General features: G+C 45.7%; 14 protein-coding genes and 1 pseudogene. 14 read left to right on the top strand and 1 reads right to left on the bottom strand.

Annotation, left to right across the window (positions count from 1 at the left end; translation table 11 throughout):
- Positions 1-27: 27 nt before the first annotated feature.
- The 13 genes and pseudogenes from C0Q44_RS11200 (at position 28) to pstB (ending at position 19,587) form a co-directional block, all read left to right on the top strand.
- Positions 28-3,669 carry a non-ribosomal peptide synthetase gene (locus tag C0Q44_RS11200; protein ID WP_105407295.1) on the top strand — a complete coding sequence of 1,214 codons (3,642 nt, stop codon included), beginning with the start codon at positions 28-30 and terminating at the stop codon, positions 3,667-3,669.
- 16 nt (positions 3,670-3,685) lie between these two features.
- Positions 3,686-4,711, top strand: a complete 1,026-nt coding sequence (locus C0Q44_RS11205) for a hypothetical protein (RefSeq protein WP_105407296.1) — start codon at positions 3,686-3,688, stop codon at positions 4,709-4,711.
- A 46-nt stretch (positions 4,712-4,757) separates the two neighbouring features.
- Complete coding sequence (locus tag C0Q44_RS11210; protein WP_105407297.1) at positions 4,758-5,198, top strand: GNAT family N-acetyltransferase; 441 nt, start codon at positions 4,758-4,760, stop codon at positions 5,196-5,198.
- Positions 5,199-5,511: 313 nt separating this feature from the next.
- Positions 5,512-6,957 carry a dockerin type I domain-containing protein gene (locus C0Q44_RS11215; protein WP_181150933.1) on the top strand — a complete coding sequence of 482 codons (1,446 nt, stop codon included), beginning with the start codon at positions 5,512-5,514 and terminating at the stop codon, positions 6,955-6,957.
- Positions 6,958-6,981: 24 nt separating this feature from the next.
- Positions 6,982-9,297: an S-layer homology domain-containing protein gene (locus C0Q44_RS11220; protein WP_105407299.1), complete on the top strand. Its 2,316-nt coding sequence runs from the start codon at positions 6,982-6,984 to the stop codon at positions 9,295-9,297.
- A gap of 141 nt (positions 9,298-9,438) precedes the next feature.
- Complete coding sequence (locus tag C0Q44_RS11225; protein ID WP_105407300.1) at positions 9,439-12,465, top strand: histidine kinase; 3,027 nt, start codon at positions 9,439-9,441, stop codon at positions 12,463-12,465.
- A gap of 20 nt (positions 12,466-12,485) precedes the next feature.
- Positions 12,486-13,622, top strand: a complete 1,137-nt coding sequence (locus tag C0Q44_RS11230; RefSeq protein ID WP_105407301.1) for a response regulator — start codon at positions 12,486-12,488, stop codon at positions 13,620-13,622.
- 18 nt (positions 13,623-13,640) lie between these two features.
- Positions 13,641-14,249: pseudogene (locus C0Q44_RS11235) on the top strand (aldo/keto reductase); the annotation flags it as partial.
- 170 nt (positions 14,250-14,419) lie between these two features.
- Positions 14,420-15,814, top strand: coding sequence for a stalk domain-containing protein (locus C0Q44_RS11240; protein ID WP_258166245.1), 1,395 nt, complete (start codon positions 14,420-14,422; stop codon positions 15,812-15,814).
- A gap of 78 nt (positions 15,815-15,892) precedes the next feature.
- Positions 15,893-16,756 (top strand): phosphate ABC transporter substrate-binding protein, encoded by an 864-nt coding sequence (locus C0Q44_RS11245; RefSeq protein ID WP_105407302.1) that lies wholly within the window; start codon positions 15,893-15,895, stop codon positions 16,754-16,756.
- A 105-nt stretch (positions 16,757-16,861) separates the two neighbouring features.
- Complete coding sequence (gene pstC / locus C0Q44_RS11250; protein WP_105407303.1) at positions 16,862-17,830, top strand: phosphate ABC transporter permease subunit PstC; 969 nt, start codon at positions 16,862-16,864, stop codon at positions 17,828-17,830.
- Complete coding sequence (gene pstA / locus C0Q44_RS11255) at positions 17,827-18,735, top strand: phosphate ABC transporter permease PstA (RefSeq protein WP_105407304.1); 909 nt, start codon at positions 17,827-17,829, stop codon at positions 18,733-18,735. The genes pstC and pstA overlap by 4 nt, the downstream gene beginning before the upstream one ends.
- A gap of 96 nt (positions 18,736-18,831) precedes the next feature.
- A complete protein-coding gene (pstB, locus tag C0Q44_RS11260) occupies positions 18,832-19,587 on the top strand; it encodes a phosphate ABC transporter ATP-binding protein PstB (RefSeq protein ID WP_105407305.1) in 756 nt (251 codons plus the stop codon).
- 152 nt (positions 19,588-19,739) lie between these two features.
- Here the strand turns inward: pstB and C0Q44_RS11265 are convergent, their stop codons facing one another.
- Positions 19,740-20,774, bottom strand: a complete 1,035-nt coding sequence (locus tag C0Q44_RS11265) for a BtrH N-terminal domain-containing protein (RefSeq protein ID WP_105407306.1) — start codon at positions 20,772-20,774, stop codon at positions 19,740-19,742.
- Between the two features lie 487 nt (positions 20,775-21,261).
- On the opposite strand from C0Q44_RS11265, the gene C0Q44_RS11270 reads away from it, so the two are divergent.
- Positions 21,262-21,855: a YdeI/OmpD-associated family protein gene (locus C0Q44_RS11270; RefSeq protein WP_105407307.1), complete on the top strand. Its 594-nt coding sequence runs from the start codon at positions 21,262-21,264 to the stop codon at positions 21,853-21,855.
- Positions 21,856-21,947: the final 92 nt, after the last annotated feature.

A 21,947-nucleotide genomic window follows, 5' to 3' on the forward strand; every position in this document is an offset into this window, starting at 1 on the left:
CCCCAAAAAGGATGGGAGGCGTGCAAATTGACAGCAGAACAGGGTGCATTCATGCAAAATTTGCTATTATCCAGCCGGAAGTTTGAAGAGGAGAAGCAGTACTGGCTGGATCAGCTCTCGGGAGACCTTCAATTTAGCATGTTTCCCGGGGAGAAAAACAGGGGCGCATCAAGTGAGCAGATTCATGAGGTGATGAACTTTACTTTTTCCCCGGCTATCTCAGATTCGATCTTCCGCATTACCGGGCGCTCTGAGTCAGGGACATTTATCCTTCTTCTAGCAGGTGTGATGTATGTATTACACCGTTATCTGGACAGCGATGATATTACTGTAGGTATTCCTGCTCCTTCGGGTGCAATGGATACAGTGCAGTTGAGTGCCATTCGGATCGATTTTGGAAAAGAACGTTCGTTCAAAGAATTGGTTCTTGAACTCAGGAGTACTGTGGGTACAGCCAAAAAGTTCAGTCATCTTTCCCTGGAGAAAATCCTTGAGTTACTTGGGCACGATGGAGATACTATGCCAAGAATGGCAACCGTAGTCCGGATGGATAACATGCAGGAGAGTTCGGTGGAGGCTGGGCATGATGCCGAAATGCAATTCTCGTTTCAACTGACCGACACGGGCCTGGCACTAAGGGTGGAATATAATGCCGCGTTATACTCACAAGCAATCATTGAACAGATTACGGATCACCTGACTCGTGTTCTCTCGTACTGTGCGGCACGACCTGATCACGATCTACATCAAGTGAATCTGCTCTCATTAAAGGAATCTCAGCTTATTCAGCAACTCAATGATACGGAAGTACATTATTCTAACGATCATACGGTAATCCAGATGTTTCAATTCTGGTCTGTACATCATCCAGATGTCCCCGCAGTATTATGCGGGGATCACACCCTTACCTATTGGGAACTGGATTACAAGTCGAATCGGCTTGCGAGACATCTGCGGACTCAAGGCGTAGATGCAGGTATCATTGTCGGGATTTTGTTGTCGCGTTCGGAAGAAATGTTAGTGGCTATGCTGGCTGTGCTCAAAACTGGGGCAGCTTATATGCCTCTGGACCCCGCGTATGCGGAGAATCGCCTGCAGTTCATGTTGGAGGATAGCCAGTCCTCCGTCCTGCTGACCCATAATGAACTTAGCAATTCACTTGAATATAATGGTCAAACGATAGATATCTCCCTCATGGAACAGCGGGATGACCCCCAGACACCATTACCTGAAGTTTCTTTGGAACAGCTGGCTTACCTGATCTATACATCCGGGTCCACAGGCAGGCCGAAAGGTGTGATGATTGAGCACCTGGCCTTACGGAACTTCGTGGAAGGCGTCTCTCGCCGGGTTGCCTTTGAATCCGGGAAACGGATTCTCGCCTTGACCACAATCTCCTTTGATATTTTTGTGTTGGAGACTCTCGGGGCACTGGCTAATGGTCTAACTCTGGTGATGGCGCAGGAGGAGGATCAGATGAACCCGAGTCGCATCGCCGGGTTGATCCTTACACACAACGTTGAAGTATTACAGATTACCCCTTCCCGTCTGCGTATGCTCCAGATCGGGCTTACAGAAGATTCTCCTGTCTGGGACAGGCTTCGAATTCTGATGATCGGGGGAGAGGCTCTGCCTCATGCATTGTATGAAGAGATTTCGGGCATGACTTCGGCTCGTATCTATAATATGTACGGTCCCACGGAAACGACGGTATGGTCAAGTGTCCAAGAACTTTCGGTTACGTCTGCGATATCCATTGGTCAGCCCATTGCGAATACCCGAATGTATATTCTGGACAAGCAGCATCGGCATATGCCGGTAGGGGCAACAGGAGAGCTATGTATCGCCGGGGATGGTGTGGCGAGAGGATACTGGAACAGACCTGAGCTTACTGCTGCAATGTTTGTTAAGGACCCGTTTCATGAGAATTCGTACATGTACAAAACGGGGGATCTGGCACGCTTTACCACGCATGGAGATGTAGAGTATCTTGGTCGCTCCGATTTCCAGGTGAAGGTACGTGGTTACCGGATTGAGCTTGGTGAGATCGAGAATCGACTGCTACAATATCCGGATATCTCGGCTGCCGCAGTCACGGTTCGTGCAGATCAGGATGGGCAGTCCTTGTTATGCGCCTATTACACCGTTACCAATAATCAGCGTATTGCGCTGGAACGATTACGTGCTTTCCTGCTGGCAGAGTTACCCGAATATATGATGCCTTCCACATACACTCTGCTAGAAGAGTTGCCATATACAGCCAATGGAAAAATAGATCGAAAGGCTCTTCCTGAGCCCTTATCCGTCCAGGGTGGGGAGAAGGAGATTACGCTTCCGGGTGACCCATGGGAGCAGTTGCTGGCAGGAATGTGGTCGGAATTGCTGCAATTGAGGGAGATTGACATTCATGCCCGTTTCTTCGAAATCGGAGGGCACTCACTAAATGTTATCAAACTGGAAGCCAACATGGAGAAGCGAAATATTCCGCTCACAGCAGAAGAAGTGATGTTGCATGAGACTATAGCAACACTGGCTGAAGTGCTACGAACCAAAGGTTATGAGCCTGACGGGGATATCTCTTTTCAAGTTCATGATGTTGTAGCGGAGGATTCGATCGTTCGATCTGCTGGCAGATTATATTCAACAGGACAGTCGGATTATCGTTCGAATGATTCTCATGTATCAACGGTCGTTATAGATGGAATAGAACCCTTTAATGATGTTTTCTACAAAAACTGCTTCTATAATTCGCTCTTTCCGATCTTGAATCTCTATGGGCTGGGGGTCATGCCTGTTCTGATTAACGACCGAATGCAGTATGTGTATGATGAACACCAAGGTCTGCTCCAGGCGAAGTACCAAGCTGTCCTATCGGATGTGCAGTTAATGGAGCGGATGGGTCTGGAGCATGAATGCAGAAACTACTGCGAGGATGTGCAGAAGGATATCATTGAGGCCATTCACTCGAATCGACCAGTCATTATCAGAGTGGATTGTTATTATGAATCATTGCGAAAAGACATGTATTCACGTGTACATTGGCCCCATTCGCTATTAATCTATGGCTTCGATCTGCAACGACAAATATTCCATGTGATTGAGCACGATCATCGGGATAATCTGACCTATCAGAGCATGGAAATGCCTTTTGAAGATGTCGTACAGGCCTACGAAGGATTTATACATCTTTATGCCAAGGATGAAGCGTTACCTACGTTCTATGCTTTCTCAGAACTCGAATCTGCTGTTCATGGAGGTTATCCTACAGAACTGGAGGATCTGCGGGAAGAGTTCATGAATAACCTTCGAGTCACACCGGAGGAGATGAATCAGGAAATGAATCATCTCCAGTCCTTTATGAAGAGAACGCGTCGGCTTGGTGAAGAGAACTGCCGCTCAGACCTGGCTTATGCAGAACTTGTGTTACAATCCGTTGTTGAAATTGTGAATGCCAAGAAGGTCGAAACCTATCGCATGCAACGGTTATCTGAACCTCAGGCAGATCTTGTTAATGCTGTGCAAGCTGTGCAGGATCACTGGAGTGATCTGCGCAATGTGCTTGCCAAGTCCGTATATAGGCAGAGTGTGACAGGCGATCAGTGGAAGAAGGTTACAAGTAAGCTGGAAGCCATCTATGAACTGGAGAAGCATAATTTCATAAGCTGTTAAAGAGGGGAGATCGACCATGATTAAAACACTGCAAATCAACGAACCTTTAATTACAACCTATCCGCATCATGCGAGTCTCTTTTCCATGCTGGATATGGACAATCGCTCACGCAGCTGGATTTATCATAATTATCTGTTGGTCATCTTGCATCACAATGATGAAGGGGGCTATGGATTAGATGTCTGCTCACAGTATTACCCGTGGCACAAATTCAAAATGTCGACATGCCCCATGCTCATCACACGGGTGTACGAAAGAGAGATAATTCTGAATAAATGGTCGTTACAGGATTTTCTTGTGGAACTGATCCAGAAGGATCAGTATATTTATTTCCTGAGAAATATTCCGGGTGGTGGTAAGCATGAGGTGTTCATATCGGGATTCAATTCGGACAAGAAAGAGTTTCTATGTCATGATTTCTGGGATGGATTTTACGGTGAGAAATGGCTTCCCTATGATGAGATTACTGTAATTGAAGATTCGAATTTTCACGCGGAATGGTCTACGGACTATCTGAACGGAATATGGGCAATCGAAAAGACAGATGAATATAAGGAGCCAAGTGAATATTACTATGAGACGGTGCTTCAATTCTCGAAAGAGAATCTGTTGGACATTCTGAAAGAGTATACGGGATACCATAATCAGGTTCGTAGCACTCTGAGAAAGGATCATCGGTATCTTGGCAGTGAAATATACGATAAGATGACTGAGTTGCTGGATATGCAGAGAGAAGGGATGAAGAACGAGCCGTTTGCTCTACATCCGTTTCACTTGCTTTATGAGCATAAACAACTGCTTGCTCAAGCCATACTGGAGTTCTTTCCCGATCTTTCGCTGGAAGTACAGTTGGAAGAACTGGTTAGTGAGGCCTTGAAACTTCGTAATCTGGTCATGTACATGAATAATTTTATTATGGAGCAAGGGGTTTACAAAAAGTACGATACCATGTTGGAGAAAATCAGAGAACTGAAAAAGATGGAAATGGATATCATGGAGACGCTGCTGGAAACCGAATCTCAACCACTGGTCAACAAGTGATTCTGCTATAATGTGTGGATTACGCTTATAAAAAGGAGTTCAGCTAATGAATTTGATAACGATGCGTCAATCCACACAAGTAGAACAGGAACCGTTGGCTGATCTGCGAGCCTTGGTTCTCTATGATGATCTAACGAGACTTGGAAGATATGATGATGTTAAAGTGCGTGAGCGTTTCCGTCATTCATTCGATCCTGTGCATACGTTGATTATTGAAGCAGATGGTGAGATGGTGGGTTGTGTAGCGTTGAAGCCTACGACAGAAGGGGCTCTTTTGGAACACTTTTATATTCATCCCGATCGCCAAGGCCAGCAAATAGGGACTCAGGTCTTAACAAGGCTTCTTGATCAGGAAGAGGTCAAGGGTAAACGTGTGATGCTGAATGTATTGCAGGGCAGTCCAGCCCGGCGGTTGTATGAACGATTTGGATTCGTTCTCGACCATGAAGATGAGGTGGATGTATTCATGTCCGTTTATTTACCATAAAACTACATCGGAAAGATAAGTACGATAGATGTAGACCCATTCGTGTAATTCTTGGATGGGTCTATTATATCTACCGGTGACGGGTTCAACCATAAACGATGGAATTAACGCTCTTGCAGCCGTTGACTCCATCGTTTTTTTATTAGGGAAACCTTCTTTCGGACGTAACTGTTCACCCTTTTGGTGTTTTAAGTGATTGTTAAGAGCGGATTGCTATAGTAGGACAGAACGTACGCAGAGATATGAATAAGGAGGAGATCATTTGAAATTACAAACAGGAAAGAGAGTGTCAAAGAGTACAATACGATGGGCCATGTTAACATCTATGGTGATGTTATTAGCTACCGTGATCGTACCTTCTCATGCGGCATATGCCGCTACAGCCCCTTTTTCACTAAATCAACCGAGAGATATCGAATTCTACAAGACAATGGGTGGCGAAACCGAAATGGTCATTGCCGATACTGGAAACAATCGTGTGCTTCGGGCGACAGCGAATGGGAGCGTTTTGTCAACGATGGAGGTTAACGATCCGACCGCTGTTACTGTACGGAAAAATGGACTGATCTATGTTGGAGAATCGGGAGAAAATGCCAAGGTGCACATTTTTAATCCCGATGGAACTGTTCATTCTGAAATTACGGGTCTGATATCCAAATTTTCCGTTCAGCAGGTTTCAGGGATTACACCAATAATGAATATCAAAAGTATGGCAATAGCCGAGAGCAACGGCAGTGAAGTCTTGTATGTGTATCACGACGCCTATAGGAAATTTAGTAGTTCACCAGAATTGCATACCATTCTCGGAAATATTTACTTGGATGGCACGGGTTATGGCAGTGGTAGCACTGGGGGACTCCTGGGGAACGTCGGGGTAGAGCGTGGAGATAATGGCGAAGCCTGGTATAGCCAAAAGGGATTTATTACTCTGAATGGCATATCTAACTTGTCGAAACCGTCAGACTCTTTTGGAGAGTTAGCTGTGGATGTTGTTCATAAATATCTCTATGTTGTCGTAAACGAGACAGAGATTCAACGGGCAAGTTACGCCAGTGCGTCCTATAGTTCTCCTCCTGTTCTGGAGAAGTGGTTAAGTACAAGTGCAGAGTATCCGATTGATGATCCGGACGCGATTGCGATTGGTCCGAATGAACAACTGTACATAACGGATGCGGCTAATAACCGAATTATCGTGTTCAATTCAGACGGAACCTTTGATCGATTTCTGGGACTTACAGTGGAGATTAATCAGAAGCCTGAAGTAGGCCCTTTTTCCAAAACAGTCAAGAAAGGTCTTCCTGTGTCATTCACTTCAACAGACTTTACTAGTAATTATGCTGATGCAGATGGTCAAGAGTTGACCGATGTACGCATCACATCTTTGCCGGGGAGTGGCAGGTTGCAATTAAATGGCATAGACGTAGTGCAGAGTCAGGTTATTCAGGCCTCTGAACTGGGTACATTGACGTTCATTCCTCAAGCGGTAGAAGTGGGAATAAAGACGACGTTTAGCTGGCAGGCGAAGGATGGGCGCGATTTCTCTGATCCGGCGACAGTAACCATTTTCCTACGAATCAAGGGTGATGCCAATGGGGATGGTGTGCTTACACCAGCTGATGCGTTATTGGTCAATAAATATATCAAAGGATTGATCACATTTACACCGGAACAAATTGAAGCATTGGACATGAACGATGACGGTGTACTCGATATGAAAGATTCAGTGCTGATTATGGGCGTTTACTTGGGCATCAACTGACTAATCTAGAAAGAGGTGACTATCTTGCCAAACAATAATCCATATCTATTTTCTAAAAAATCCAAGCGGCCGATGAAAGCTATTCTGACTATACTGCTCATGGTTTCCATGATTTTCTCGTGGATACCTCAGGCAGAGGCCAGTGTAGATCCTGTTATTCATATCGGCGAAGTATCCGGGAAACCTGGGGATACCGTTGAAGTACCTGTAACCTATGATTCCAAGGGGAATGAGTTTTCCTTTTTTCATTCAGAACTATCCTTCGCCTATGACTCGGCAGTGCTCCAACTAGTGGATGGTGATGAGGTGGTGAACCAGCAGGCCTATGCAAACTATCAGGGAGTTAGCTTGACCAAAGATACGTCTGCTCCAGGTTTCATTCATATTGTGATGAAGACTCAAAAACTCATCGATCAATCTACAGAGCTGTATTCCCTTCATTTCAAAATCAAGGATAGTGCGACTGCCGGTGCAAGTTCAGTAAACCTTCATTCAGGGGCATTGATTACGGAAAATAATCCGTTTCAGGCTACTGGGGAAAATGGACAAGTTACTGTGCTGTCAGAGGCTAAGCCGATTGGTAAAGTACTTGTTTCCATCGGATCAGCGCAAGGAAAAGCAGGTGACAAGGTCACGGTCTCAGTCGATACAGCTTCGCTAGACCAGCCGATTGGCTCTTATGGGGTACGCTTGAAGTATAATCCCGCAGCCCTTCAGGTGGTTGAGGTTACAGGTAACGTTCCGGGAATACAGTATAACGCGAATAATGAGACAGGATCGATTATCGTGGGCTGGAGTGACGAGGCTGGGGGACAAAGTCCAATTCCGGCATCCGAGAATCGTCAGACGTTGTTCCAGGTTGAGTTCAAGATTGCCTCCGGTGCAGCCAAGGGCGAGTATCCGGTACACATCGTCGACGAAACACTGCCTGAACATTTTACGGTGACAGATACAGATGCGATTGAAATGAAGAAACAGGTATCTTTAGGCAAAGTGGCTGTCATTGGTGAGTCGGTTACACCACCATTAACGCCATCCAATCCGGGCTCCTCCGGCGGTTCGTCAACAACATCGCCGCCAGCAAGCACTTCCAAGAAGATTACGGTGAATGTGACCAATGAACGGAATGCGAACGCTGTTGTTTCGGCAACGATCATCGAAAGAACAACAGGGGCAGATGGACGCAAAAAGGATGAAGTGAATCTGACGGCCGAGCAGACTTCTCGTGCGATTGAGAGCTTGAAGAAGGCCGGTTCGAATATAGCACGGATTATGATTCCGGATGAGAAGGATGAGGTATCTGAACTTAACGTGAAGCTGCCTGCCAAGTCTACTTCACTGATGGCAGATGAGAAGATGAATCTGTATATTGAAACGGATAATGCTTCCCTGCAACTTCCGGCGAATTCTTTACAGGGACTTGGCTCGGATATATTCTTCCACCTTGTGCCGATCAAGGATGCCGCAGGGCGTGAAGAGGTGGAACAGCGTATCCAGAAAGATCCATTAATAGTCAAACCATCAACCAACACTGCCGACTTCCGCTTGGTAGGTCGTCCAATGACCATTGAGACGAATATGAGCAGTCGTCCGGTGACGGTTGTGCTGCCGATCAGAGATACAAACCTGACGCAGAAGGAACTGGACAAGCTGCAAGTATTTATTGAACATAGCGATGGAACGAAGGAACTCGTTGAGGGTAAGATTGTTAAGTTTAATGGAACAGACCAACCGGGGATTGAGTTTGAAGTCACCAAATTCAGCACATTTTCCATTATTCTAATGAACGGCACCCAGTCATCCGCCTACATTCAGGGCTATACGGATGGTACGTTCAGACCGGATCAAGCCGTTAAACGGGTTGAAATGGCTGCTCTTCTGTCCAGAGTCTTCACGACCAATGCGGACACCACACCTGTGGACTACTCAGACATGCCAGTGGCAGAATGGGCACGTGAAGCGATTAGCCTGGCTACCACTGCCGGTTATATGCAAGGAAATGACAGCGGAAACTTCATGCCGGATCGTTCCATCACACGTGCAGAAATGGCTGTGATTGTGGACCGGATCCTGAAGGGCCAAGCTACCGATGGAGCGGAACCCACAGATATTGCCCATCATTGGGCTCGTGAAGCCATTCAGCGTGTACTTGCGTCTGGTATCATGAGCGTCTCTGGGGAAGGTACGTTCCGTCCGAACGATGCATTGACTCGTGCAGAAGCAGTCACCTTGTTGAATCGTGTACTGAAACGTGAGCCTGTGCTTGAGGAAGCTCCGATTTGGAAGGATGTATCAGGCACTCACTGGGCATTTGGTGCTATTCAAGCCGCGTCCAAGTAATAAATATATTTCAAATCCCGCCCATCCCTATCGTTAGATAGGGATGGGCGGGATTTGTTGCATAATAATGATGGACAGCGTGAATGGGGAATGCGAAAATAACGCTATGCTGAAAGGGCTATAGCTGCTGGAGAGGGAGAGATGACTGTCATAAGGAAGGATCGTTTTTTGCAAGGACTTGTATTCATGACGTTACTTCTTATACTGGTTATGGTGTTTCAAATCACCGGAGGGCGGGAAACGCCTGTTGCGAAGCAGGGGATTCTGGATTTGACGGGCTCAAAATGGACGAATGCGATTATTCCATTAAATGGAGAGTGGGAATTTTATCCAGATCAACTGCTGACACCAGAGCAGTTACATCAGGCACAGATCAGACCTACAATGATGTATGTTCCCGGCAATTGGGAGGATAAAGAAATTAATAACGGGCATCCGATGAGCGGACAAGGATATGGAACATATCGGCTGATTGTTCGTAATGTGCCGCAGGATGAGCAGTTGGCTATCGCCAAACATTATGTCCGGTTCTCCGATACGATGTATGTGAATGGGAAGCTTGTGGGACAATCCGGCTTGCCTGCGACCTCTGCCCAAGCCTATGAACCTCGCAATGAACCGTATACGATTTATTTCCATTCCGAGAATAAAGAGATTGAAATTGTGCTGCAGGTGGCTAATTTTGATTTTCGCAGTGGTGGCATATATAGCTCGATTGAACTGGGCGAGGGAAAGTCCGTAGGAGTGAGGGCCATTCTTCAATCAGGATTTGAGTTATTGATTATTGGAATGGTACTGATGTTCGGCCTATTATTCTTCTATCTGTATATTCGTTTACATCGAGACGGAGTTCAATTGTTATATGCACTTTTCTTTGTTGGTTTCGCACTCATTGTGGTGACCAATGGGGAACGCTTGCTGTTGCAGCTGTTTCCCGAGTTATCCTTTGAAGTGGTCTTCAAGCTGAAGTCCATTGCGGTATACGGTGTACCTGTGATTGTTAGCATGATTGCCTGGAAGCTCGCATCCGGGGTCATCTCGTGGAAATGGCTCAGGGTACCCAGTTTCTTGCTTATTTTATATGTAATTCTAATTGTTGTAACGCCATTTCGAATCTATTCATATGTTCAGGATATCATGTATCTGGTCGCCCTGCTTACTTATGTCATAGCCTTTATCGTAATACTTCGCCAGTATATGCTGAGGAAATATGGGAGTAAAAGCAGATCTCAATTCCAACTGCTCATAACGTGCATCTGGATTATGCTCGTGAATTCAATGCTCGCCATTGTGGTCATCTGGAATCCAATGAGCCAGATTCTGCTCAATTGCACTACACTATTCATTCTGGGTGCATTTACCGTGTTGCTCATCTATCAATATGTCCGGGCTTATGATTCCATGCAGCAGCTTACCCGTGAGCTCCAGTTATCGGACAAGGTAAAGGACGAGTTTCTGCTTCTTACCTCGCATGAGTTGAACTCACCGCTCCACAGTATCATTCACTTGTCTCGTTCACTGCTGGGAACACCCCTGCGACGAACGAATGAGGTAGAGATGCGAAGCAAGCTTCAGCTCATACGCAACACCGCTTACCGGATGTCCAACCTTGTGAATGATTTGATCGATATGTCACGATTCAGAGACGGCAGTATGAAGGTTGCAGTGGGCACGGTTGATCTGGTATCCTGCCTTTCTTTGGTTACGGAGGTGCTGGGTTTTCTGGCCACTGGAAAAGGGATCGTACTGGTCCGTAGACTGGAGCCTGAGGCCCGATATATCATTGCGGATGAAAGTCGGCTCCTGCAAGTACTGTATAACTTGGTTTATCACCTGATTGGTCAGCATAGCCACAGAGAGCTGATCATTGAGTGCGAGCGGCATGACGAACATGTACGGATTATACTTCGGTTCGAGGCACATACGGAGCATCTTGTTCATTTGGAGAGGGAAGAACGCCCAGATTCTGAGCATCTGCACAATGGTTCAGCAGGCTTGTCTATTGCAGCAGAGCTTGTCAGTATTATGAAGGGGCGGCTAATCGTCAACGATGCAGCAGAATCGATCCAGATGGAGCTTCCAACGGCAGAAGAGGCTGGCGTGGAGGCAGCCTTAGAGTCAGCAGTATCTCAGGAGGACGATGGAACGGATCTGACAGGCGCACCGTCAGGTAACGCTTCAGCAGTCATTTTGATTGCCACCACCGATCTCGTGGATATGGAGCATCTGAATACATTGCTTTCTACAGAAGGATTTCTAGTGAGCTTTGCCAGCTCTGATCTGGAAGTCCATTCGCTACTTGCAAGCGGCAAGCTGCCGGATCTCGTCATAGTGGATGCGTTGCTTCCATCCGTTACAGGCTATGAGCTGTGCAAGCGAATTCGTGAGGACTTCAGTCAGGTGGAGCTTCCGGTATTGTTTATTAATATGCGCAGTACACCTGCTGATATCGAGGCATGTATTACAGCAGGCGGCAACGATTTTATTACACGTCCACTGGATGCAGGAGAAATTCTCGTACGTGTACATACACTGCTTGGCATGAAGCGACTGGTCAAGGAGGCGGCCAATAATGAGATGGCTTTCCTGCGTTCACAGATCAAACCTCATTTCTTGTATAATGCCCTGGGTACGATCATGTCTTTATGTTTTACGGATGGCCCGAGGGCAGGTGAGTTGTTGGGAAGCTTCAGCAGGTATTTGCGGATTCTCTTTCATATGGATAATTCGGAGGAAGTGATCCCGTTAAGCAAGGAAATGGAGCTTGTTCAGGCATATGTCGAGATTGAGCAAGAGCGATTTGGCTCCAGGCTTCAAGTTGAATTCGATGTAGATACTTCACTTTATTCATGCAAGGTTATGCCTCTGCTCATTGAGCCCCTGGTGGAAAATGCGATTCGGCATGGCGTATCCCAAAAGATAAATGGTGGAACGGTGAAGCTATGCATCCAAAGATATGAGGACAGGGTGCAGGTGGTGGTTGAGGATGATGGCGTTGGCATGTCAGCTCAGCAGGTGGAATTAATAATGGATAGAGGCTTGACCGAGCAGGGGATTGGCTTGCAGAATGTGCAAAGACGACTAAAGCATTTGAACGGACAGGCACCTGTCATTCTCAGTGAGCAAGGTCAAGGTACGAAGATTATAATAGAATTTCCATACCAGTAATTGAGGAGAGGGGAACCGGAGTGCTGCAAGCGTATTTGGTGGACGATGAGCCTCATGCTTTGAATATGCTGGAAATGTTCCTTACTCGAACAGGTAAAGTAAATGTAGCAGGGCGCTCGGTCAATGGTTTCGAGGCGCTTGATGCACTCCAGCACATGCGCCCGGATATTTGGTTTCTCGATATTGAAATGCCGGGAATGAGCGGATTGGAACTGGCTGCGAATATACATGAGGTAGAACCGGATGCGATTATCGTATTTACGACCGCCTATGATCAGTATGCATTAGCGGCTTTTGAGCATGAGGCGCTGGATTATTTGCTCAAACCGATTGAGATGGGGCGTCTGTCACGAACGATTGAGCGTCTGATGAAGGACAGAAGTTCCAGTACAGGCGTGGAGCAACCTATTATCCATACGGATGATCAGAATCGTTTATTTGTCCAAATGCTTGGGAAATTTCGTGTCACACCCACAAACGGAGAAGTGATGATGTGGCGGACAGCCAAGGAGAAAGAGTTGTTCGCCTATTTACTGCTGCATGACCCAACGACCAGTGCCGTGCACCGGGATCGGATTATTGAATACTTATGGCCTGATGAGCGATATGAAAAAGCCAAAATTTATATGCACACCTGTGTGAGTCTTCTGAGAAAAAACTTGAGACAGACCGGAATGGAACAAATGGTAAGCTATAAAGATGAGCACTACATCCTTGATAAAAAGCGAATCAGAGCAGACGTATATGATTTTATGGAGGTCTCCCTGCGAATGCAGCATGAAGCGAATGTGCCCATAGCCCAAATTGAGCGGAGCTTGCATATGTATCAGGATGAACTGCTTCCACAAGAAGATTACCCTTGGGTATCGGAACTAAGTCATAAGCTGGAGCAATTCGCTCTAGAGCTCAGGCTGAAGCTTTCGACGAGGTATCTTGAGCAGAATAATGGCAAAAAAGCAGCAGATGCAGCGGAGCTTGCAATCGAACAGTCACCCTATGAAGAAGAAGCTTATCGTTGTGCCATGCAGGCGTATATGTTTATGGGTAAGCATGATCATGTGCTGCGCATCTATCGGAACCTTGAGGAACGATTGACCGAGCTTAACATCCAGCCCTCTTTTGTCACAAGACAAATATATGAACAGATTAAGGTCTGAGCGTGCAAGAAAGCTTTCAAAGAAACGATAAACAAACTGGGTGTTGATTCCCTCGATATGTACTTAATCCATTTTGCCTCGCCAAACTATATTGGAACATGGAAAGCTATGGAGGAATTATACGAGGAAGGCAAGATCAAAGTCATTGGAGTTGCGAATTTTGAGATTCAGCATTTGGAAGAATTACGGAAGCACACGCGAATTGGGCCGATGATTAATCAAATCGAAACGCACCCGGAATTTCCGCAGAATGAACTACGTGCCTATATGGACAAACATCAGATTATACATGAGGCGTGGGGCCCGTTGGGACAGGGGAATAAAGTATTATTGCAGCATCCGGTATTGAAGGAAATTGCCGATCATCACCACAAGACGGTGGCTCAAGTGATCTTGCGTTGGCACCTGGACCGTGGCGTCATCCTGATTCCTAAATCATCCAATCCGAAGCGAATCAGAGAAAATAGCGAGGTTTTTGATTTTGAACTGTCGGCTGATGAAACTTTTTATCTGAGCATTTTGCATATATCCAAAGAGCGTTTGCCAACAGCAAGATATAGATTTGAACTGAATTATGAAAACATTGACAATTCGTTAACAATACCAAGATTTTCCGTTTACAAATGAGCCCTATAATAACAAACGTGATAGGTCATTTTGACTAGGAACGTGGAAGGTTAGGGGGATGAGGCAGGCAAGCTCTCATAATGACGATACATGCAGAATACCAGGCAGCAGGGCATGACATCAAAAGGCAAATTATATGGAATAGAGAAGGGTGACAAGAGCCAATGTCAATGAAAAAAGCGTTCGTAGTGTCCATGGTAGCCACAGTGTTAACAACTTCTGTGGTCAGTGCAGTATCGGCTGCTCCTGTAATGAAACCTGCAGCTAGTACAGCTGAGGTGCAAAATTCCACGCTTACAATAAACGGTAACAGCATCATCGTTCGTTCCATCGTTAAGAATGGCGAGACACTCGTTTCACTTCGTGATGTGACCAAGGCGATTGGCGCGCAAGCAGAAGTACATAATGGAACGACAGTGATCAAGTTGAACGATCACACAGTGACATTCCAGAATAATGCGAAACACCTCGTAGTGGATGGCGCCAAAGTGAATCTGAATCAACCGGTTACGATCATTGCGGGTACAAGTTACGTTGCGCTTCGACCATTGATATCCAGCGTTGGCGGTACAATCGTCAAGAGAAATGGATTGCTTGAGGTCAGCACGGTGGCTCTCTTTGAAGGAGCAGAGAATCCCCGTTTTGCCGGAGCAGACAGACTGATTGTCTCCAAGAGTGATACCAATGGCAGAAGCGACTATCTCGTAGATACCACAAGCGGTAAATATGAACTGTTGTTAACGACGGATGGTGGATCGGATCTCCTCATTTCTCCAAATGCGGATCAAGCGGCTTATACGAATGCTGAAGGAGCCGTTTATGTTATGGACCTGAAGACGAAAGCATCCAAACGGATTACCAGCGACAACAGTATCAAGCCGGAGCTGGTGTGGTCTGCGGACGGAAGTGCAATCTATTTCCTGCAAGGAGATAAAGGGTCGGTCATAGCGAAGCTGAATCTGGCGGATGGAGCGATTACGAAAGTGGTCGAAGACAAGGTAGACTACAAGGAGAACCTGAATGTGTCTGCGGATGGTAAAAGATTCATCTATACGGTAACGACACTGGGTAAGGTAACTTCCGATGTAACCAATGTAGATGAAGACAACGTGTCCATCGATTTTTCAGCGAATCAACAACAAATATATGCATATAACAACGAATTAACAAAACCTAAAGCGGCAAAATTAACGACTTCAACCGATGACAAAGTGTTTGTCTGGTCCGTCGACGGGCAGAAGGCCTACTACGTAAGTGTACCCTCCGAAGATGGCAAGGCGTCGCTACTGTCAGTGGATTCATCTCAGAAGACGACTTCTGTGTATGGAGATACCGATGTTGAGCAAGCCGTTCTGTCGGGTGGCATCTTGTACGTACTGGCTGCGCAGGATGATCGTAACAGCGTCATTGTTTCCATTGACACAGTGACAGGAAAACAAACGAAGTTATACACGGTATCTTCGGACGTATCCTCCCTTACGGTGGCTGGAACACAAATTGCTGTAACCGAGAACGGTCGTGTGCTGGTTCAAGCTGGCGGTAGCTGGAGAGCAGTTACGAAGTAATATTTTGATCCAGAGTGACAAGTGATAAGTACGTATTAAGAAAATAAAAATTATACAATTCGAGAGGAGTTTATAAAAATGAAAAAATGGATCAAACCTTTCACAGCTATGCTTATGGCTGTATCGCTAATTGGTGGCCTGGGAGGTGCTACGACAGCATCTGCTGCCAAGAGCACAGAGAAAGGCAAAATTGTTATCAACGGTTCCTCGGCATTGCTTCCGCTGACACTTCAAGCTGCAAGTGAGTTCAAGAAAGACAATCCAAAGGTCAAAATCTCGGCTTCCGCCGCAGGTTCTATTACAGGACCACAATCCGTACGTAAAGGGATTGCGGATATCGGTGCTGTGGACTGGGATGCATCCAAGGATGTACCAGGCTTCAAGAAGTTTGATGGAATGGTAGCTAATCCGGTAGCGGTAACGGTATTTACGGCTGTCGTCAATACCAATGTGGGTGTAAGCAGTCTGACAACAAAGCAATTGCAGGACATCTTCTCCGGCAAAGTGACCAACTGGAAAGAAGTAGGCGGTTCGGATGCCAACATTGTTGTCGTTAACCGTAAATTCGGTTCCGGCACGCGGGTCAACTTCCAACAAAAAGCGTTGGATGGCAAGGATTTCATGAGTAAAGGGGACAACTACAAAGAAGTTGGCTCCAGCGGTGATATGAAAACGAGTATTGAAACGACACCGAATGCAATCGGTTATATCGACCTTCCTTATGTGACTAGCAAAATGAAGGCTGTATCCATCAATGGCGTGGCACCAACAGAGAAGAACGTTCTGAACAAAACGTACAAAGTATGGGGCATCGGCTATTACATGACCAAAGGTCAACCAACGGGTGCAACCAAAGCGTTCATTGAGTATATCCAGAGCAGCAAGTTCCAGAACGGTTCCCTGAAAAAGCTGAAGTTCATTCCGCTTGCAGCTGTTAAATAACGGAGCCGTACACGTTCGTCATTCTCACATTTCATAAGAAAAGGGATAGCCAGCTTCGGCGCACGGTCGCAAGCTGGCTTCTCTATGTGAAAGGAAGAGCACTTCATGATCGATATGAATCCATCTACGAACAGCCATGCCCAGAGTGAGCTTGGATCGAGCATTAGCAAGATTCCCGAATCGGGCTCCCGCTTTAACCGTAAGGCGCGTTTGAGATGGTCCAATAACCTGTTTCGCATGGTATGCATCGGCAGTGCCGGCTTTGTTTGTCTGGTCCTTCTATGCATCCTGATCCTCATGCTTCGCACAGGTGTGCTTACCTTTGCAGATGTTTCGCTGAGCGAATTCTTTTTCTCTACCAACTGGGACCCGGAGAATGAGCATTACGGTGCGCTGACCTTTATCCTGGGAACACTCGCTCTAACGGGTCTCACCATGTTGTTCGCCATTCCCATCTCCGTTATCATTGCCGTATTTCTGGCCGAGATGACACCCAAATGGCTTCGCCATATTCTGCGGCCTGTATTGGATTTGTTAGTGGGCATTCCTTCTGTGGTCTACGGTTTCCTCGGACTGACGATCCTCATCCCCTGGCTAAGGGATATTAGTGGACGTGATCTGGCTGACGGATTGCTCGCAGCGTCCATTGTACTGACCATTATGGTACTTCCCACGATTAGCCGAATCAGTGATGATGCCATATCTGCTGTTCCGAATAAATACCGTGATGCGGCCTATGCACTCGGTACGAATCGATTCCAGACCGTAACTCGTGTGGTCTTACCTGCTGCCAAAGGCGGGATCATGTATGCCGTCATTCTCGGGATGACTCGTGCTATCGGAGAGACGATGGCGGTGGTCATGGTGATCGGTAATACCGCACAGCTTGCTAACAGTCTGTTCACACCCACATCCGTGCTGACCAGCAATATCGTTATGCAGATCTCTAGCGTGGAATTCGACTCTACCTGGAATCATGGTCTGTATATGATGGGTTTTATCCTACTCGCGATATCCATCCTGATGATCGTTATTGTTAGACTGTTTCAGAAGAGAGGGGGCCACAACCTATGAGTATGAATAAACAGACGAAAGCAGTCCCTTCCTACTCATTTGGCAAACGCAGAAGTTCATCAATGTGGATGGATCGACTCTTTACAGGCATGGTATGGGGCGTCGGTATTGTTGTCATTATGTTCATCGTGGGACTGTTATTCATATTGTTGAACAAAGGACTGCCCCTGCTCAGCTGGGATTTCCTCTACAGTGTGCCAAGTGAGATTGAAGAAGGCGGAGGGATCGGCCCAGCACTGTTCAACTCGTTCTATGTGTTGATTCTATCCTTGATCATCTCTATACCCATTGGTATGGCAGCTGGTATATATCTGGCAGAGTTTGCTCCAAACAATAAGCTCATCGAAACGGTTCGCATTTGCGTGGAAGGATTGTCATCTGTTCCATCGATTATCTTCGGATTGTTCGGTATCGCGCTGTTTGTAGAGTTCTTCGAAATTGGTCTGACCATTCTGGGTGCCGCCGTCAGCCTTGCATTCCTGAATCTTCCTGTGCTTACCAGGGTAACGGAGGAATCGGTCAGGGCCGTACCAGTGGAGCTTCGCAATGGATCGTTTGCGCTGGGCTCAACGCATCTCCAGACGATCCGCCAAGTTCTGCTGCCGGTGGCCCTCAACGGAATCATGACAGGTATCTGCCTGACCGCAGGCCGTGCATTCGGGGAGAGTGCCGTTATTATTCTGACTGCCGGTGTATCAACATCCGGGGAAATGTGGGACTTTAACTTGCTCTCGCCTGGAGGAACCCTTGCCGTACATCTGTGGTACATCCAATCCGAAGCCATTGTGCCAGATGCGGTGGAGATTGCGCAGAAGACAACCGCTGTACTGATCTTTGTTGCCTTGCTCATTAATCTTCTGTTCCGTGTACCCCTCTGGCTGAATGCACGCAAAAATCAAACCTGATCTAAAGAGGATGCCGCTACTCGGTATCGCCTGGAACAACGCAACAGTCTAAGCTGAATCTGCAATCCATTCCATTCCAACCCGGGAGGGCACCTCGTGCAACCTATTATTGAGATCAACCAATTGAATTTGTATTACGGTCAGTTTCAAGCGCTGAAGGATGTTTCTATTGAAATTCCTGAGCGGGCAATTACTGCTTTTATCGGACCGTCCGGTTGTGGGAAATCGACCTTACTGCGCACGCTGAACCGGATGAATGACCGCATACCCGGCACACGGATTGAAGGCAAAGTGGCCGTAGGGGGAACCGATATCTACAGTGGTGAAGTTCATGTGGAGACCCTTCGCAAGAAGATTGGTATGGTCTTTCAGCAACCGAACCCTTTCCCGAAATCCATCTATGACAACGTGGCTTTTGGTCCAAGGCAGCACGGCATTCATGGCAAGAAGAAGTTGGACGAGATCGTAGAGCAGAGCCTGCGTTCCGCAGTTCTGTGGGAGGAGGTCAAAGACAATCTAAAGCGCTCCGCGTTAAGCCTGTCTGGTGGGCAGCAGCAGCGTCTGTGTATCGCTCGTGCGCTCGCCGTGGAACCGGATATTCTCCTGATGGATGAGGCAACTGCTTCGCTTGATCCCGTCTCTACTTTTAAAATTGAGGAGCTTGTGCATGAACTGAAGGAACATTATACGATCGTGATGGTTACACACAACATGCAGCAAGCCGCTCGCGTATCCCAGCAGACGGTGTTCTTCCTGAACGGCGAAGTTGTGGAATATTCCGCTACCCAGAGCATGTTCGCCGAGCCAGTCGATGTGCGTACGCAGGATTATATTAGTGGCAGGTTTGGTTGAGGGTCCGTTGGTCGTTGAGTAGTGGAAGCCTTTCAGATATGATCTGAAAGGCTTTTGCTGTTATCAATAAAAGTATTTTCACGACGCAGTATAAAGAAGGGTATCCACATTTAAGTAATTAGCGAGTATTTAGTGTCAGAAAGTAAATTTCGCTAGAGCATTTCTATCATTTTTCTTAAAGCGATCCCTTCGGTATATACAACTTCACTAAGTCTAGTATCTATTTCGTCCAAGATACTATTTTTTTGAGTTAAGTTATATTTTGCAGTCAGGTTCCGGATGGTTAATGAGTTAGTTGCAATCTTCTCATATTCACTATAAAAATCGTACATATCCAAATTAAGATATTTTATTCGTTCTACCATACATTTCTTATGTTCCCATAAGAGGTGAGGAATACGTATATCCAATCGTTTACTTTTAATATCACTCATTTCTTTTACTTGCTTCATTAGTTGCTGTGTATAGCTGTAAACTTCATGACCAAATATCCAATATTGTATATTCTGTACATAAGTATGAGGTCCATCAACCGGGGTTTGATCCCAGTAAATCCCTTGTGTAATGCAGCTTGATGACAAGTATCCTTCTAATTGATTCTTGAGATGTGTCGTGTCGAGTTGGTATTCGCCCTCTATGCTAGTAATAACTCGAAACAATCTACGGAAATGTTCGCAAATATCGCTTTCCCAGGCTTGTATAAGTTGCTGGTATGAAATCACTGTTTTTATAAACTTGCCGTTGTCTAAATTATCAGCTATATGAAATATATTGGTTGCATCATCATATCCGTAGACAAGCACAGAATGTTCTTTGTGCATTTTATGATAATTGTTGCTTTGTGGGATATAGAATTGATCTAAATAAAGCCAGACGTACTTATTTTGATTCAAATAGCTGGTTAACGTTTCCTTAATGTTGGATGAATATTGATAGTAAATGGTTTTATGTGATGGCTTATACACCTCTAGCCATGGACATGAACTTAATCCTTCCCCATACTCAAAAAAAGTGAAGTGATCAGTAAAATATAACGTGTCGTCACAAGTATTAATTCCAATTGAAATAAAATTACTATAAAACCATGGAAGATAGCTTTCATCTTTCGCGATAATAGAAAATAATGCAGCGTATACGTTGAAGGTATTTAATCTGGGTTCATACATCGGAAGAATGATATTGTTCAATGAATCTCCTCCTAATTAATGTTCTGACTTATGGGAAATCGTAAATAATGAATTCACAGTTCTTCTGAGATAGGAGAAGCAGAGGGGGGTTACTACTAGCAATTAGAGAGTGAATGTACGTAACAATTTTTAGGGTTTTAAAGTAAAGAAGGTTAGAATACGTTAACATCTTCTTCATCCAATCGGACGCGATTGAAACGATCCATGTACACTAGAATGATATGTACTATTTCAAATATACTGCGTATGCGTGATGTTTTATCTATATGATAACGTCATTCTTCGGATTGTCCAACTTAAAGATTCCTTATGCTTGAAGATATGCATTATGGTGAATGTGAACTTGATTACGATTTGTAGATGAATGCAGTTCATTCAAGGTTTAAATCGAAGGATAGAGGTCAATAAAAGTTCCTGTAAGCAATGCTGTACAATCCATTGAAAACCAGTACAATTGTACCTACGAGGTGAAAAGAGGTATTTTATAATGACCGATACAAGTGGAAATCGCAAAGTTGACGGCTATCTAAAGAAACTCAAAACGTGGCAGGAAGAGTCCACGAAGCTGAGAGAGATTATTCAGGATTTTGAACTGACAGAGGATATGAAATGGATGCATCCTTGTTACATGCTGGATGGTAAAAACATCGTTCTAATCCATGGATTCAAAGAATACGTGGCCATTCTGTTCTTCAAAGGCGCCTTGCTGAAGGATACGCACGGCATTTTGGTTCAGCAAACGGAGAATGTACAGGCAGAACGCCAGCTTCGTTTCACCAGTCTGGAGCAGATTGTGGAGCAGGAGGACATTGTTAAAGCCTATATTCAGCAAGCCATTGAAGTGGAACAAGCTGGATTACAAGTGGAAATGAAAAAGACTGCCGAATATAGCGTTCCCGAGGAACTTCAACAGCAATTCGATGAGAATCCTGCTTTCCAGGCCGCATTTGAAGCACTGACACCCGGAAGGCAGCGGGCATATCTTTATCATTTCTCACAACCCAAGCAATCCAAAACGAAAGTGTCACGAATCGTGAAGTACATGCAGCCGATCCTGGAGGGCAAAGGATTGAATGATTGAAACAACTTAATTAATATATTTTGAGTGGTTTTGGATAAGTTGGACTGTTGGCATTAACAATAAGGTTAGTTAGGGAGATCTATAATCATGAA

The sequence above is a fragment of the Paenibacillus sp. PCH8 genome (assembly GCF_002968835.1).
Lineage (GTDB): Bacteria > Bacillota > Bacilli > Paenibacillales > Paenibacillaceae > Paenibacillus.

Excerpts from the sequence above, each read along its gene's own strand:
- C0Q44_RS11240 (WP_258166245.1), top strand. The coding sequence starts at position 14,420 with ATGAAAAAAGCGTTCGTAGTGTCCATGGTAGCCACAGTGTTAACAACT.
- C0Q44_RS11270 (WP_105407307.1), top strand. The coding sequence starts at position 21,262 with ATGACCGATACAAGTGGAAATCGCAAAGTTGACGGCTATCTAAAGAAA.
- pstC (WP_105407303.1), top strand. The coding sequence starts at position 16,862 with ATGATCGATATGAATCCATCTACGAACAGCCATGCCCAGAGTGAGCTT.
- C0Q44_RS11205 (WP_105407296.1), top strand. The coding sequence starts at position 3,686 with ATGATTAAAACACTGCAAATCAACGAACCTTTAATTACAACCTATCCG.
- C0Q44_RS11245 (WP_105407302.1), top strand. The coding sequence starts at position 15,893 with ATGAAAAAATGGATCAAACCTTTCACAGCTATGCTTATGGCTGTATCG.
- pstA (WP_105407304.1), top strand. The coding sequence starts at position 17,827 with ATGAGTATGAATAAACAGACGAAAGCAGTCCCTTCCTACTCATTTGGC.
- C0Q44_RS11215 (WP_181150933.1), top strand. The coding sequence starts at position 5,512 with ATGTTAACATCTATGGTGATGTTATTAGCTACCGTGATCGTACCTTCT.
- C0Q44_RS11225 (WP_105407300.1), top strand. The coding sequence starts at position 9,439 with ATGACTGTCATAAGGAAGGATCGTTTTTTGCAAGGACTTGTATTCATG.
- C0Q44_RS11210 (WP_105407297.1), top strand. The coding sequence starts at position 4,758 with ATGAATTTGATAACGATGCGTCAATCCACACAAGTAGAACAGGAACCG.